This window comes from Acinetobacter sp. CS-2 (genome assembly GCF_016599715.1).
Classification (GTDB): Bacteria; Pseudomonadota; Gammaproteobacteria; order Pseudomonadales; family Moraxellaceae; genus Acinetobacter.
In genome coordinates, this window is sequence record NZ_CP067019.1 from 3006016 (window position 1) to 3021892 (window position 15877).

16 protein-coding genes are annotated in these 15877 nt (G+C 42.6%); 3 read left to right on the top strand and 13 right to left on the bottom strand.

The window, feature by feature from the left end; translation table 11 throughout:
* Positions 1 to 32 precede the first annotated feature (32 nt).
* From JFY49_RS14795 to JFY49_RS14840, 10 genes are all read right to left on the bottom strand, one after another.
* Positions 33 to 875, bottom strand: coding sequence for a type II secretion system protein N (locus JFY49_RS14795; protein ID WP_180042016.1), 843 nt, complete (start codon positions 873 to 875; stop codon positions 33 to 35).
* Positions 876 to 877: 2 nt separating this feature from the next.
* Positions 878 to 1621, bottom strand: a complete 744-nt coding sequence (gspN, locus tag JFY49_RS14800; protein ID WP_180042014.1) for a type II secretion system protein N — start codon at positions 1619 to 1621, stop codon at positions 878 to 880.
* 184 nt (positions 1622 to 1805) lie between these two features.
* Positions 1806 to 2132: an H-NS family nucleoid-associated regulatory protein gene (locus tag JFY49_RS14805; protein WP_086196446.1), complete on the bottom strand. Its 327-nt coding sequence runs from the start codon at positions 2130 to 2132 to the stop codon at positions 1806 to 1808.
* A 139-nt stretch (positions 2133 to 2271) separates the two neighbouring features.
* Positions 2272 to 2706: an acyl-CoA thioesterase gene (locus JFY49_RS14810; RefSeq protein WP_086196447.1), complete on the bottom strand. Its 435-nt coding sequence runs from the start codon at positions 2704 to 2706 to the stop codon at positions 2272 to 2274.
* Positions 2707 to 2717: 11 nt separating this feature from the next.
* Positions 2718 to 3911 carry a heme biosynthesis protein HemY gene (locus JFY49_RS14815; protein WP_166170672.1) on the bottom strand — a complete coding sequence of 398 codons (1194 nt, stop codon included), beginning with the start codon at positions 3909 to 3911 and terminating at the stop codon, positions 2718 to 2720.
* Positions 3912 to 3918: 7 nt separating this feature from the next.
* Positions 3919 to 4761 carry a hypothetical protein gene (locus tag JFY49_RS14820; RefSeq protein WP_166170674.1) on the bottom strand — a complete coding sequence of 281 codons (843 nt, stop codon included), beginning with the start codon at positions 4759 to 4761 and terminating at the stop codon, positions 3919 to 3921.
* Positions 4758 to 5537, bottom strand: a complete 780-nt coding sequence (locus JFY49_RS14825; RefSeq protein ID WP_166170675.1) for a uroporphyrinogen-III synthase — start codon at positions 5535 to 5537, stop codon at positions 4758 to 4760. The genes JFY49_RS14820 and JFY49_RS14825 overlap by 4 nt, the downstream gene beginning before the upstream one ends.
* A 1-nt stretch (position 5538) precedes the next feature.
* Positions 5539 to 6456 carry a hydroxymethylbilane synthase gene (hemC, locus tag JFY49_RS14830; RefSeq protein WP_200223318.1) on the bottom strand — a complete coding sequence of 306 codons (918 nt, stop codon included), beginning with the start codon at positions 6454 to 6456 and terminating at the stop codon, positions 5539 to 5541.
* A gap of 107 nt (positions 6457 to 6563) precedes the next feature.
* Positions 6564 to 7304 carry a LytR/AlgR family response regulator transcription factor gene (locus JFY49_RS14835; protein WP_200223319.1) on the bottom strand — a complete coding sequence of 247 codons (741 nt, stop codon included), beginning with the start codon at positions 7302 to 7304 and terminating at the stop codon, positions 6564 to 6566.
* A gap of 53 nt (positions 7305 to 7357) precedes the next feature.
* Positions 7358 to 8515 carry a sensor histidine kinase gene (locus JFY49_RS14840; RefSeq protein WP_200223320.1) on the bottom strand — a complete coding sequence of 386 codons (1158 nt, stop codon included), beginning with the start codon at positions 8513 to 8515 and terminating at the stop codon, positions 7358 to 7360.
* Between JFY49_RS14840 and argH the strand changes: the two genes are divergently transcribed.
* Positions 8506 to 9936: an argininosuccinate lyase gene (gene argH / locus JFY49_RS14845; RefSeq protein ID WP_200223321.1), complete on the top strand. Its 1431-nt coding sequence runs from the start codon at positions 8506 to 8508 to the stop codon at positions 9934 to 9936. The genes JFY49_RS14840 and argH overlap by 10 nt on opposite strands.
* Before the next feature lie 11 nt (positions 9937 to 9947).
* Complete coding sequence (locus JFY49_RS14850) at positions 9948 to 10220, top strand: oxidative damage protection protein (RefSeq protein ID WP_086196454.1); 273 nt, start codon at positions 9948 to 9950, stop codon at positions 10218 to 10220.
* Positions 10221 to 10860: 640 nt separating this feature from the next.
* On the opposite strand, the gene pgsA is transcribed toward JFY49_RS14850, so the two are convergent.
* The 3 genes from pgsA to uvrC all read right to left on the bottom strand — a co-directional run bounded on the left by pgsA (position 10861) and on the right by uvrC (position 14260).
* A complete protein-coding gene (gene pgsA / locus JFY49_RS14855; RefSeq protein WP_166170679.1) occupies positions 10861 to 11448 on the bottom strand; it encodes a CDP-diacylglycerol--glycerol-3-phosphate 3-phosphatidyltransferase in 588 nt (195 codons plus the stop codon).
* A gap of 108 nt (positions 11449 to 11556) precedes the next feature.
* A complete protein-coding gene (locus JFY49_RS14860) occupies positions 11557 to 12351 on the bottom strand; it encodes an acyl-CoA thioesterase (RefSeq protein ID WP_166170680.1) in 795 nt (264 codons plus the stop codon).
* 109 nt (positions 12352 to 12460) lie between these two features.
* A complete protein-coding gene (gene uvrC / locus JFY49_RS14865; protein ID WP_166170681.1) occupies positions 12461 to 14260 on the bottom strand; it encodes an excinuclease ABC subunit UvrC in 1800 nt (599 codons plus the stop codon).
* A 189-nt stretch (positions 14261 to 14449) separates the two neighbouring features.
* Between uvrC and JFY49_RS14870 the strand changes: the two genes are divergently transcribed.
* Positions 14450 to 15499, top strand: coding sequence for an AAA family ATPase (locus JFY49_RS14870; protein WP_166170682.1), 1050 nt, complete (start codon positions 14450 to 14452; stop codon positions 15497 to 15499).
* Positions 15500 to 15877 lie beyond the last annotated feature (378 nt).

Below are 15877 nucleotides of genomic sequence, written 5' to 3' on the forward strand. Positions count from 1 at the left end.
CTTCCTAATCCTGTAAGGTGACGATGCATCACTTAAAAATTTTGTTGTATGGTCATCACTTGATCACCACGCTTTATTTCTATTTTGACCTGACCTTCACGTCGAGCCTGTTCCAGCAGCTGGGCATCACTTTGCCCCTGCCCCACAGCCTGTCCATTTAAAGACATGATGCGGTCACCTGGTTGCAGTCCCAGCTTACTGCGCAATGCCGCTGGCGTTCTTGCCGTAACTTCATAGCCCCCACTCGCTGCATTGACCCCCATATCTTTTAAATACTGATCACGGTCTTCCTGTATCTTCTGCACCGCCTGCCCTAAAGCATTTTGTTCCTGACTGGGCATAGGCGGTGTGGTCTGATTATTCATCGGTAAGCTGTTTGTTGCTACAGGCGGAATAATGCTCTGATCCAGACCATTTTCCATACCTTTGAATTGTAGTTCTCGCGTAGTCCCATTACTTTGACGCAACACTACCCGATCCCAGTACACTTCAGCCAACTGATAAGAGGTCGGGGCAATATTTTCACCCACCTGATAGCGATCGGCCTGATCATTGACTTTAATGACTGCGGAGGAAAACTGATTGGGATGACCAACCACCACACCTTGCAAAATCAAATTAGCCGTGTCTTCTGCCGCAGCTGTTCTACCTGCTTCCTGAAACAGGGCAAATGAAGAAATATTGGGTACCTGTGGCTGGTGTGAACCCAGCTCAACACGGTCCAGCTGCATGACCTGAGGCGGCGCCACCAGCAGCCAAAAAATGTTTGCCAACTTCCAGCATAAATATAAAATCAGCAGGACCAAAAATAAGGGAGCAATCCGGTCTGTCTGCTTCCAGTTGAGTTGTTGAATTTTTTCTAACCACTGATTCATTATTAGAGGCCACCTTTAAACAAAGGTTGGCGCGAACTCACCACATAGGTATCCAAACCAGCTTTACCATTATAGGAAGAGATATTCAGCAGCAGACGTTGAGTCAACCGCAGATCGAGCATCACGTTTTGATCCAGTTCCAATGCCATCAGCTTTTGATCACGCTGATCCCGGATATCAAAAACCAGCTTATTATTTTCATCCGACAATTTTCCTTTCAAGGAAGGAATATTCATTCGGTCCTGACGCTGGGCATAATTATAAACCAGCTCGCCGCCCGCCCATTGCAACTGACCTTCAGCCCCGGCAAAACCCTGTTCTTTTTTAAAAGAAAAATTGATATCCTGCAATTGGATGGCATTGGCCGGCCACTGCCATTCTACCAGATGTTTCAGCGTTTCCGGCGCAACCTGGCCATTCAAGTCATGGACCATTATTTTTTTGCCAAAACCATAGCCAACAACAGCATCCAGCTGGGTATTCCCACTATGTAACTCTATGTTTGCCCCCAAACGCAGCAAAAAAATATCCAGAGGACGTGTTTTCCAACTCAACGACCCGGTTAAATTACCCTTCTGCCAATCTGCTTGCCCCTGCCAAATATTACCGCTGACGTTTTGTAAAATCTGGTTGTTTTTATAAAATTTTGAAATCAGCCAAGCCGCTGGAATTTGGAGTAATATGAACATTAAAAAGATGCTGACGGAGAAAATCCACCAGGTGATATATTTGGGTTTTTTAATCATCCCACCACGACCCACATGTCAATTATTCTTCCCTTAACACGAATATTATATTTCTACCCCATTATGCACACTTTTTTCTCAACGCCAATTCCAAGTGATAAAAAATAGATATAAAAAAACCACGCTTAAAAGCCTGGTTTTTTTAATTTAATTCGATTAGATGACTATCTGATGAATATTTCCATCAAATGAGAAAATCTTCTAATTTTGCACCACTTTCAAGTTCTGCAACCAACCAGCGCGGTTGTTTACCACGACCAGTCCAAGTATCTGCTGAATTCTTTTTGCTGCGATAACGTGGTTCTACAGATTTGCGTGTACTTTTCTTACGTTTGGTGGCACCAAACTCTAAAATTTGTTCAATGCTTAAACCAACGTTATCAGCAATGTCCAAAATTTGCTGATAGGCATCTTCAACTGCCTGATCATTTTTAGAAGCAATTAATGCTTCAGCTTCAACTTGTAAACGCTTTAACTCTTCAACAGATAAATTACTAATGTCAGGCATCATATTAACTCCAAAAAAGGCTTTATATTTTTTAATTAAAACTAGCTCATAATATTTTTATTATTTAAAACATTCAATAGAATTTTTTAAATAAATAAAAATTAGCTAAATAGATTTTACAGCCCACTATATTGGAAAAACCTTAATTTAAAATTAAATGTTTTACGCTTAACTCAATTTCTGTAATTTTATGGCGAATAATTTCTGGTATTTCCGTTTTAAGCATGTTGTGCTTATTTACACAAACAATCACTGCTTCTGCCACGGCAACAGTTTTTTGTTGCGACTCGCTCCATAATAAATAGCTCATACGAAAGGCACTATTACGAATTTCCTCAACACGCACACCAATTTTAAGCTGGTCTGGATAAAATAGCGGACTAATATATTTGCATTGGTTAGAAGCAACCACTGTATAAACATCCTGTGCAAAAATATTCAAGACATCCATATAAAAAATGCGGGCACTTTCGATATAACGATAATACATCACGTTATTTACATGCCCAAATGCATCCATATCGCCCCAAGCAACAGACTGATCATAAATCACCGGATAATCGGACAGAGTGAGCATATTTCTTACCTTTATATTTTTATTTCAACAAAATTTGCATTATTTTCAAAAATTAAATTTAACTGCTTAATCAAATCATCCTGACCTTTTAAAGTAGATTTAATTCTTAAATAATTCATCATCACATTATCTGGGTATAACTCCAGCAATTGGTCAGCTTCAGCCGCTCTTGCAGTAGCGGTATATACATGCCACTTCACAAAGGCAAATACAGGTAAAGAAGGATATTTACTTTCCCAATAGTCAATTCGTTGCTCAACCATTAAATAATCCGGACTTTGCTTTAATAATTGCTGCTGGAACCATAAATAAAAAACGTCTTGATTAAACTGTTGATCCAGTAAATGTAAGACCAAGGCTTCATGCTGCTGGCTCATTTCCGGCATACGTGATAACAGCTTTAACCATAACACTTTAATCTCATAATCACGGCTATAAATCTGGTCCTGCAAGTCTAAATAGCGCTGTTGCAAATTTTGCAAACTTTCGATATTAGCCTGATCAAAATTAACCAATAATTGCTGTAACCATTCCCGTTTTTTTTCTGTGCCCAGATGTCCATATTTAGTCGAGCGTAAATACATCCAGGGAAACTGAATGGCAAACTTTTCCCATAAACTGGTTAATCTTAAATCATATGCACTTTTTACATCTTTTAACCAGGGTGAAAGCTCATGTTGATTTAAGAATTCAAGATGGGTTAATGCTTGCTCACCATCATTTTGCGACAGGTAAATTTCTATGCGCTGTATTTCGGCCAATTCAAATGCCATGGCATTACTTTGGTTTAAGATGGCAAGCGCTTGGGGATATTGCTGCTGCATCCAATACAAACGTGAACCAATAATCCCCTTTAATAAACCCGATTGAGAAAAGACGTTTTGAATAAATTGATGTTGATCTTGTGCCGCCTCTAATAACCAAATTACTGCCAACTGTTCATAAGGGTGCAAGTTTTTAAAATTAAAAACCGTTTCCAGCTTTCGTTGTTCCCGGGTTAAATAACGTTTAATGAGCAACCACAATAATTGGATCAACAGGCTTAAACTGGCCAGAATAATAAACATAATCCAGATATTGGTTTGAATTTGCCATTCACGCCAGTATAAATAAACATAACCTGCGCCATACCCATAACTTAAAACACTTAAACCTGCGATAATAAGTAGGCTGATAAAAGCATAGGCCAGTAAAATCTGCTTCATGAATTTATCATCCCAATAATGCACGTGTATTTAAACTAGGCGTAGGCAAAGCCGTAAATCCTTTGATCTTCTGGATATTCTGAATCAGCTGTCGCGACTTCTCATCGGGGATTTGATTTAATAGCTGAATAATTTCAGTCAGGGATTTTTGATACTCTAAATATTGCCCCTGTTTTAAGGCTTGTTGCGCAATGAGCAGTCGGAGCTGCGCTTCTTTTAAAATTAACGGACGCTGCATAAGCGCCGTAGCAGGTTGTTTCGCAGGTTCAATCACTAGCCAACGTTGCCAGAAAGATTTACCCGATGCCTGACTCGCGTTTAATTGGGGTGCATGTAACTCTTGGGCCAGCGCAGCATCAAGTTGCTGAATAAGCGCATCCACTTTGATTTGCTGAGCTATCCGCTCACTGACAAAATGCTGAATAAGCTGATGGTCTTTGGCAATAACCTGATGCAAGCTTTGCTTCAATGGTGCCGCGAGGGCATATTGCTCAAGATTTTGATCCAAACGGGTTAATTTATCCAGAGCTGCAGTAAACTGTTGTTGTTGCAGCATAAATTCAATTAATTCTAGTTGCTGTTTAATCACCACAACAGGATCAATACTTGCCGCCTGAATGGTTTTTAAATTCTCTGCAGCCTGTGAACTTGCCGGTGCAGACTCTCCTGTCAGCATGACTTTGCGCTGTAAAGCGACAAATTGATCATTTAAATTTGCATTATTCTGTTCAATTCGATGCAGACTGGTATTTAATTCTGTTTGTTGTGCAGTAAGATTAAATAAGTCATAACTTAATTTAGCAATCCAGAGTAGACTTAAAATAAATAATAAAATGAGTATTTTCTTCATGTGTTCCCTTGCACAACAACAAGCTTCTGCAGAATTGAATCTGTTTTTAAATCAGGTAGTCGCGTGATATTAAAACATGTTGCCTGATTTTTTTTATAATTCGAAACAACTTGATACAGGCGCTCCCCTAAAACCAGATAATGCCCTCTTGCAATAAGGTGCTTCTGATGTTGCATGAGCTGAATCCAGTTTAACCAACCCGCTTCGCTACTGACCACCATAGCATACTGTTTTTGTTTTTCTAATAAAGATAATACATTAGCTAAATCTTGCTGAGTAAATACAGGACAACGGCGCGCATATAAAACAAAATTTAGAATTCGCATGCCTTGCAGTTTTAACTGATCCATCATAAACATCCGCCCCCCTTCACCACGCCAAAAAGCCAGACACTGACCTGAATTGAGGGTTTGTAAAACAGGAAGCTGTAACATTCCTTCCGATGTTTCAACTTTGGGGACTTCGGCAGAAATACCATATTGCGCCAGAGCCTGAGCAGTGCGATCCCCGACCGCAATCCACTGAATATGTTTAAGCTGATCCAGCGTTATGCATGATTGTTTTAAATAATCCATGCCGATTTGCACGGCCGTGGGACTCACCACCACAATCACCTGAGCAGCAGGCAATTGCTGATAAAGTTCAGACAAGTCAGCTGACCAGGGTCGAGGCAGCAATTGCAATAAAGGTAAATCCAACACCTCAATTTGAGCCATACCTAAGGCATGACTCAAATTTTCTGCACGGTCTTGCGGACGTGTATTGATAAACAGCATATTAATACAGGGCTTTCAATAAATCGCCAGCGCCTTGTTCAACTAATTTTTGCGCTAGCATTTCACCCAGCTCTACAGCCTGTTCAGGTGTTCCGCTCAGTTCAGCTTTTAATAAAGTCGCACCATCTACACTACCAACACGACCTTCAATGTGTAATTGACCTTCAATTAAAGTTGCATGCCCTGCAATCGGGACCTGACAGCCCCCTTCCAAATAGGCATTAAATGCGCGTTCTGCACGTACACACACATCAGTTTCGCGATGTAACAGCGGTAAAATAAGCTCCAGCACAGCCTGATCTGCCGCACGACATTCCAAACCAAGCGCCCCCTGTCCAACTGCCGGCAAGCTCACTTCCGCTGGCAGTGTATGACGAATACGTTCAGCCAACCCCAAACGCTTTAAACCCGCACTTGCCAGAATAATGGCATCATAAAGACCTGCATCCAGTTTGGATAAACGCGTCCCCACGTTGCCCCGTAAATCGATAATTTCCAAATCGGGACGGGCTTTTAAAATCTGGCTTTTACGACGCAGGCTCGATGTACCCACTTTGGCGCCTTGTGGCAAATCATCAAAACTTGCGTAAGTATTAGATACAAAGGCATCCAGCGGATCTTCACGCTCACAGATCACCGCAAGGCTCAGTCCTTCAGGCAAAGCCATCGGCACATCTTTCATTGAATGCACCGCCAAGTCTGCACGACCATCCAGCAGGGCTGCTTCCAATTCTTTAACAAAAAGTCCTTTTCCGCCAATCTTGGCTAAAGGCGTATCCAGAATTTTGTCACCTTGGGTGACGAAGGTCACTAACTCAACTTTAAGATCCGCATGTAATGCTTCCAAACGGGCACGAATATGTTCCGCCTGCCATAAAGCAAGCGGGCTTTGTCGAGTTGCAATCTTCAAAATCTTCATAAATCCGAGAAACAGTCAATAAGTGCGTTAGTGTAAACTTAACGCGCTGACTGGAAAATGCAAGTAAATTTGCATTCTCCTTGTCACCTAAATTTATGAAAACAGATTTAGATCTTTTGGATGCGTTCTCTTAAATTGGGCAGATGACGTCGGCTGACCGCCAGGCGTTCTTCAAGTTCACGACAACGCACCTGATACTGCCCCGAACTGATCACTTCAAGACCATCCAGGAAATGTACTGAAACCAAAGCATTGCGATGAATTCGAATAAACTGGTCGCCAAATTCGTTTTCCAAATCTTTTAAGGTTTCATCGATCAGTACACTGCCATTTTTATGCCGTACCGTGACATATTTTTGATCTGCCAAAAAATAATAAATATTTTCTACAGGAATCAATTCCACACCACGATAGGTTTTCGCCACAATCTGATGGCGTTTTATATTGAGTTCGTCCATATCTTCTTTTTGTTTTAAGTTGCTCATTTGTGCTTGAGTCAGTTTTGTTAAATGATCTAATACCTGTTGCAATTCCTGCTGCATCACCGGTTTTAGCAAATAGCCTTCCGCATGCGACTTAAATGCCTCCAAAGCATGTTCATCATAAGCCGTACAAAAAACAATGGCGGGCATAGGATCAAGCTGGCGCAAATATTCAGCACAGCTCAAGCCGTCCATTTCAGGCATTTGAATATCTAACAGTACTACATCTGGCTCATAGAATTGAGTCATTTCAATTGCTTGCTGCCCATAACTTGCAGTGGCAACCACCTGATGTCCCAATTGCGTAACTAGACGTGACAAACGCTCCACAGCGAAAGGTTCATCATCGCAAATCAGGATGTCCATTTCTCCTCCTTCACAGTCAACATCATTTTTTTTATAGGTTAACCATGACTTTTTTATTTATATCGATATTGCACAACTGTGGTAAATATTCCCTTTCCCTCGTATGTCTGAAAAGTTGCAGAGCGACCATAATAAGCTTTAAGCCGCTGCTTCACATTTTCAACTGCAATACCATGCCCCTGTCGTAAATTTATTTTATCCTGTGCATAAGGGTTAGTAATGACTATATTGACTTGTTTTTGCAATATTTCAATCAATATGCTTATCGTACTCTTTGTTAGAATTTTTTCAACTCCATGAAAAATACTATTTTCCACTAAAGGTTGTAAAGTTAATAAAGGAATTTGTATCTGAGAAAATAAAACTTCATCGTCATATTTCCACTCTACCTGTAAGCGATCCCCCAAGCGAATCTGTTCAATGGCCAGATAACGCTGGCACAGTTCAATTTCATCTTTTAAGCGCACCAGTTTAAGTTCTTTAAAACTGGCCCGAAATAGCTGTGATAAATTCAGTAACATTTGTTCCGCTTTATCCGGATCAATGGTAATCAAACTGATGACTGTATTTAAGCTATTAAATAAAAAATGCGGATGAATCCGCGCCTGCATGGCCTGAATACGTGCGTTTAATTCACTGTTTTGCTGACGCGACCATTGCTCACGCATATAAAGATAGCGAAAACAAAAACTTCCAATCAGCACCCCATAACTGAGATGTAATCCAGCGCCATCGAATAAAACCTGTAACTTCAAATGTTGGAATTGGAAATTTTGCCCAAAGAAAATAACACCGTTCAGCACCACCGTGGTCAATAACACAATAATCTGCAGCAAAACAAAGCCCGCAACTAGGGTCTGCCCAAAACTGAAGTGCTGAATTTTGCTCTGCAGGCGCTCAATCAACGCCACAAATGCCAGTAAAACCCAATCAATGAACAATATATATTCCAGCAGACGACCCACACTTAAAGCCGTCCAGGATTGTACTTCTGCCAACGCCAAGATAACCGCCAGAATATTGCTGGCAATAAATAATTCAATTAGATGTTGCCAATGCCCTATTTTCGTAAAAAAATAGGCGTCATTGTTTTTCCGATCATCTGTATAGGTCGAAGCTGGATCGCTTTGTTTTTCAGCAAGTGATTCTGAATTTGCTATACTCTTGTTCAAATTACTGCTTTTTATTTTATTGAGCCGACATGACCACATCTTCTAATTCCTCAAATCCGTCACAAGCCCAAACTTCGGGTATGTGGGGCGGTCGTTTCTCTGAAGCTACTGACGCATTTGTTGCTGAATTTACAGCATCTGTTCAATTTGACCAACGCTTTTATAAACAAGATATTGCAGGTTCTATTGCGCATGCAACCATGCTTGCCAAAGTAGGCGTTTTAACCGAACAGGAACGCGATGACATCATTAACGGCCTAAACACCATTAAAGCTGAAATTGAAGCAGGTGAATTCGAATGGCGCATTGACCTAGAAGATGTGCACATGAATATCGAGTCACGCTTGACCAGTCATATTGGCATCACCGGTAAAAAACTGCATACCGGTCGTAGCCGTAACGACCAGGTGGCGACAGACATCCGTTTATATGTACGTGATGAAATTGATGCAATTTTAGAGTTATTGCAAAAATTACAAAAAGGCATTTTGGGTTTGGCAGCAAAAAATACCAATACCATTATGCCGGGCTTTACCCATCTGCAAACTGCTCAGCCAGTGACTTTTGGTCACCATTTGATGGCGTGGTTTGAAATGCTGGTACGTGATTCTGAGCGTTTGATTGACTGCCGTAAACGTGTGAATCGCTTGCCGCTTGGTTCTGCTGCACTTGCAGGTACCACCTATCCGATCGAGCGTGAATACACCGCACAGCTTTTAGGCTTTGAAGCCGTGTGTGAAAACTCGCTGGATGCCGTGTCTGACCGTGATTTCGGTATTGAATTCAATGCTGCTGCATCTTTAATTATGATGCACCTGTCGCGTATGTCGGAAGAAATGATCCTGTGGACCTCTGCACAGTTCAAATTTGTGAACATTCCAGACCGTTTCTGTACCGGCTCTTCAATCATGCCGCAAAAGAAAAACCCGGATGTGCCTGAATTGATCCGTGGTAAGACTGGTCGCGTATACGGTGACTTGATGAGTCTATTGACCTTGATGAAAGGTCAACCATTGGCGTATAACAAAGACAACCAGGAAGACAAAGAACCATTATTCGATGCGATCGATACTGTTCGTGGTTCATTGATGGCATTTGCTGACATGATTCCTGCCTTGGTTCCAAATGTTGAAATCATGCGTGAAGCTGCGTTACGTGGTTTCTCAACTGCAACTGACCTTGCAGACTATCTGGTGAAAAATGGCGTGGCATTCCGTGATGCACATGAAATTGTCGGTAAAGCAGTTGCGCTAGGTGTGCAAGAAGGTAAAGATCTGTCTGAATTGACACTTGAACAGCTGCAACAGTTCTCTGGCCTGATTCAAGCTGACGTGTTTGAAAAAGCCTTGACTCTTGAAGCTTCTGTGAATGCGCGTAACCACATTGGTGGTACGGCACCTGCACAGGTTGAAGCAGCGATTGCTCGTGCTTACGCTCGTTTAGAAAAACTTTACGCTTAAGGAAAACGGATATGTCTCGACAAGTATTTTGCCGTAAATATCAAACAGAAATGGAAGGTTTAGACTTTGCCCCCTTCCCGGGTGCAAAGGGTCAGGAACTGTTTGACACCGTGTCTAAACAAGCATGGCAAGAATGGCTCAAACACCAAACCACGCTCATTAACGAGAAGCGTTTAAACGTGTTTGAACCGGACGCGAAAAAATTTCTTGAAGAACAGCGTGAGAAATTCTTTAACAATGATGAGTCACTGGAAAAAGCTGAGGGCCTAAAGCCTGAGGCGTGATTAAGCGGAGCACTGCTCCGCCACGCCGCAAGGCAAGAGCTTTGCTCGCGCAGGCTTTAATCTAAAAAGAAATCCCCTTTTATTGGGGATTTCTTTTTTTAAGCTGATCTGAATTTTACGCAAGACAAGAGAAACGCATAGTTTTGATTATCAAAAGGGAATCTGAAAAGATTCCCTTTTTAGCTGAGGAAGCTATTCACTTAAATCCATGCTAACGATATTCGTTTCCGGGTAATGTAATTGTCAAAAACATTTCTTATAGGGCCTTTTTATTTTTTCTGAAAAATCCAAATTAGGCATTCATTTTCTATTTATTTGGTAATTTTAAAAATTCTACTTATTCCATAAACCTTTTAAACATTTAGAAATAACTGTAATTCAAAACTACATTTCTCAATAAAACGATACATTACAATACAATAACCTACATGATTTGGCAGTTGTCCTCCCCTATACTTGGTTTCAAGTAGATGGTTAAACATCTTATAACAACTATAAATATCCCCGATTTCAATCCTAGGTTTCCCCCAAAATCTAGGATTTTTTTTATTTGCTATTTTTAATCCTTATCTTTCCCCGAAAGGCTTATAGAAATAAAAAAACGCCCCCTTTAGGACGTTTTTTATTTTTAAAGCTGAACCTAGGGCTGTTTTAAATAGGGCCATGCAGCCTTTAAATAAATAAACATCGACCATAACGTCAGCACTACAGCAGTGTAAAGCAATGCATAAGCCAGCATTTCAAATGGTTGCCAATTCAGTAAAAATACTGAAATCGCAATCATCTGGAAAGCGGTTTTATATTTACCTACAGTCGAGACAGCCACGCTGGTACGTGCCCCTAGCTCTGCCATCCACTCGCGTAAGGCAGAAACCGTAATTTCACGCGAAATAATCACGATTGCTGCAAAGGCCATAGAAATGCTCGGTTGCCATTGCACCAGAACAATTAATGCAGCTGCAACCATCAGCTTATCTGCGACAGGATCTAAAAAACGGCCAAATGCGGAGGTTTGATTGAGTGAGCGGGCCAAATAGCCATCAAACCAGTCGGTTACAGCAGCAATGACAAAAATGGCTGTTAAAATAACGTGACGAGTCATATTTGCATCATGACCTGAAACACCAACTGCAGGGGGCCAATAGGCCACCAGCAAGAAAACAGGTATTAAAGCGATACGCGCCAAAGTCAAGATATTTGGAATATTCAGGATGCGACCTGTAGTCATAGACACCGCCAATTTTTCCCCTTTATGTACAATGAAAAACCACACATATTTTGAGGATTGATTCATCGTTAGTGAGAGTCACTTTATACGAATTGCTATAAAGTGTCACTAGGCAAACACGGTAACTGTCTGTCTTGAAATCGCAATCAATCTGTTTGCTGCATCCCAAAGATGAGCATACTCGGTCGAATAACCTTCAGCTGCATAATCGGTAAATACTTTATATTTAAACCAATCATGCAGATGACTGTTTAAAGGGTGCACATAGGTCACATGCCAGGTCAGCGAACTGGCCGGTGCGAATGTTTTAAACATCGGCAAAACGCCAGGAGGCCACATATCGAAGGCCACCATCAAGTCGGCGATGCTCATTTCCCGATTGTCATGCCGATCCGGATTAAAACGCATCCAGCCACTAAAATCAGGTTTCACACTGCCAGTGCATGGATACTGTCCATCTACCCAGACCAGATCCATCTGTCCAAAACATTCCGGGGCTAAAGGATGATGCTCCGCAATGTTTAATTGCTCAGGCATAGGAAATTCAGGTGCAAGTCGTTCCTGTTGTACGGAAATAGTCGACTGGCGATGCATGCCAAAACTGGCAATCAAAATACTTTGCACAGCATCGTCCTGCCAGAGCCGTACTTCAACCGTGGTCACGGACTTACCTTGACGTAAAATTTCAGCACTCAACTGGACCGCTGCCATTTGCACTGGACCAACAAAGGTCACACTGGTACTTAACAACTGTTTTTCTGCATCTGCAACCGCCAGCAAGGCTTTGTGCATCATCATCCCGGCCACCAGTCCACCATAAATGGTGCGCCCCTGTAACCAGCCTTGCGGAATATCGACCCATTCGTCCTGTTCGATCGCAGTGAATAATTGGCGCAGTGACATCCTTCGTCCCTTGGATTTTTTTATTGGCTCTATCTTTCACTTATTTTGGACTGTTGTGAATGATCAATGACTGCTGCGTCAGTGAGCACTTTGGCCAATCTGTCCGAATTTATTCATGCAATACCTTATAAATGGTACGAGCCATCACATCGCCCAGCCCGGGCACCAGCTTCAAGTCATTTTCCGATGCTTTCAGTACCCCCTGTATACCGCCAAAATGGGTCAGCAAGTCACGGCGGCGTTTCGGCCCCAGTCCGGGAATCACTTCCAGTACCGACGAGCCACGTTTCTTGTCGCGTTTGGCCCGATGTTTGGTAATGGCAAAACGGTGTGCTTCATCGCGTACTTGCTGAATCAGGTGCAGGGCTTTATGGTCTTCTGGCAACTGGATTTTTGTACCATCAGTAAAATGCAAGGTTTCCAGACCAGGTTTACGCCCCTCGCCCTTGGAAACTCCGACCATAAAAGCATCCAGTCCCAACTCCTGCATCACTTCCATCGCCATATGCAACTGGCCTTTACCGCCATCAATCAGCAGTAAATCCGGCAACATGGCTTTTTTATAACGGCGGGTCAGTGCCTGACGCATGGCCGCATAGTCATCACCGCCGGTAATATCATCAATGGCAAACTGACGGTAATCGCGTTTTCGTGCACCGCCCGAATCAAACACCACACAGGAAGCAATTGTGGCTTCACCCATGGTGTGCGAGATATCAAAACATTCAATCCGGTCAATCGGACGTCCCACCACCTGTTCCAGCTGATGGAAACGTTCATTCAGTTCAAAATGATTGGCCAGCTGGCCTTTAATAGCGTGCTGCACATTCATATTGGCCAATTCCAGCCATTCGGCCCGGGTTTCCCGAACATTGTGCTTGATCTGCACCTTCTTGCCGAATTCCTGTTGCAAGGCCTGTTCCAGCTCTTTGCGGTCCGGAAGCTCGACATTGACAATCAGCTCGGCAGGAACTTCATCGGCCACCTGAAAATAGAAGTTCGCCATGAAGTCCGAGAGCATTTGGCCCAGATCATCACCAAGCATATCCGGGAAATAGCTTTTACCCCCCAGCATTTTGCCATTACGTACATGCATGATCTGCACGCAGGTCACCCCGGCATGATAGGCAATCGCCAGAATATCGGCTTCACCTTTGAGTTTATAAATCGCCTGTTGCGATTGCACATCGCGCAGCAGTGCCATACGATCACGATAAAATACAGCTTTTTCAAATTCGAGCTTTTCAGCGGCTTCTTCCATTTTCTGAATCAATTCTTGATTCAATTCTTTGGTATCACCCTGTAAAAAGCGAATCGAGTTGTCTACATCATTCTTATATTCTTCAGGGCTAATTAAACCGACGCAGGGCGCGCTACAGCGTTTAATCTGGTACTGCAAACACGGACGTTTACGCTGGGCAAAATAGCTGTTTTCACACTGCCGTACATTAAACAGTTTTTGCAGCACCACGAGGGTATCCCGGGCATTATAGGCACTCGGATACGGTCCAAAAAACTTGCCGACCTGATGTTTGCCCTTGCCACGACCGGCCGCAATACGCGGGTATGGCTTGTCACTGGAAACAAAAATATAGACATAGGATTTGTCGTCACGCAGCATGATGTTGTAAGGCGGACGATGCAGCTTGATCAGGTTCTGTTCCAGCAATAAGGCTTCGGTTTCCGAGCGCACGACCAACGTTTCAATATCATAAATCCGCGCCACCAGCGCCTGGGTTTTCGGATGTTCGATGGTTTTGACAAAGTAGCTGGACACACGGTTTTTCAGATTTTTGGCCTTGCCGACATACAGCAATTCGCCATCCTGATCCAACATACGGTACACGCCCGGTAAAGTAGTCATATGGGCTAGAATCTTTTCAATATGTTCTCGTGCGTTTTCGTTCACATTCAGCCTGATTTAAATTGCATAAACTTTGCTACATGATGTGATGGTTTTCATGCCATTTTCAAGCGAATCGCCTGTTTTTATCGCGATCATACAAAGTTCCAGCAATCACCTGATTGCTAAAAGCTATAAGTAAATCGTACTTATTTTGCTATGCTCAAGCCATCTGAACAATTTGGATCAAACTGAATGACGACTCCCAATCACGCCATGCATATCGTCAAACTAGACACTGCACCGCATAGCACATCTGAGAAAGATAAACTGATTGGCAAGCCGCGTTTTCATTTTGAACCGCTTGAAGTCATGCAGCTGTTGAAACAGCGCATTATTAGTCAGGATGCTGCCCTGCAAGAAATCGAAAAAATGCTGCACGTGGTCAAAGCCGATTTTTCCAGTCCTGAACGCCCTCTTTCCGTCACCTTAATGCTCGGCCCGACCGGTGTGGGTAAAACTGAAACCGTGCGTTTAATTGCCGAGGCGATTTATGGTCGCCCGGATGCCTTCTGTCGCATCGATATGAACACTCTGGCACAAGAACACTATGCGGCAGCCATTACTGGTGCACCTCCGGGCTATGTCGGCTCCAAAGAAGGTCATAGCCTGTTTGATGAAACCGCCATTGCAGGCAGTCATACCCGCCCGGGGATTGTGCTGTTTGATGAGCTGGAGAAAGCCTCCACAGAAGTCATTCGCGGTTTAATGAATGTGCTGGATACTGGCAAGCTGAACCTCACTTCCGGCACCAAAACCATCGACTTTCGTAACTGTATGATTTTTATGACCAGTAATGTCGGGGCACAGGCGGCGCAGCAATATCTGGATAAACTGAATTTCTTGCCCAAGAAAATGCAGGGTCTGTGTCTGAAAAAAATGCCGACCAAGACCATTATTGAAAAAGTCATGTTTAAAAAATTCGATCCGGAATTTATCAACCGCATTGATCGTACTTTACATTACCAAGCGGTACAGGCAGATGCCCTGCCGAAACTGGTGGAAATTGAACTGCAAAAACTGAATCAGCGCCTGCAGCATCAAAAACGTCAGGTGGTTTTGACCGATGCGGCCAAAGCACACTTTTATAAAGATCATGACATCCGTTTTGGTGCACGCCATTTGGCCCGCAAAATGCGCACTGAACTGGAACCAATTCTGGCAGTATATTTTTTAAATTATCCGGAAAAAGCACAGCTCACTTTAAGCTATGCAAATGGGCAATTAATCATTCAGCCCGAATAATCTTTGTTATCCTCCTACTTGCAGTCAAATGCTCAAACAGGTATTTGACTGCAAATATGTCACTTTTACTTCAGTTTCAACCTCCCTCCGCTGCGCTGAAAATTGGGATCGATTGACTATTTTGACCAAAACAAGGCCATAAAAAACTTGAAATAGCACACTTGTACCCGCTATAAATAAGCACGACATTATTAGAAAACCTTAATCTAAACAAAAAGTTCATTACATTTTTAACAGCTACAGTAAAAATAGGGTTGCCAAGCCTCAGGATTTGTTGAAAAAAATTGATGACCCTAGCGTCACGGCTTGATACAACTTGTTATGTTCTTTTTGGATATAGTTATCGTAAGATTGGCGAAGCATAAATGTACGCAGGAA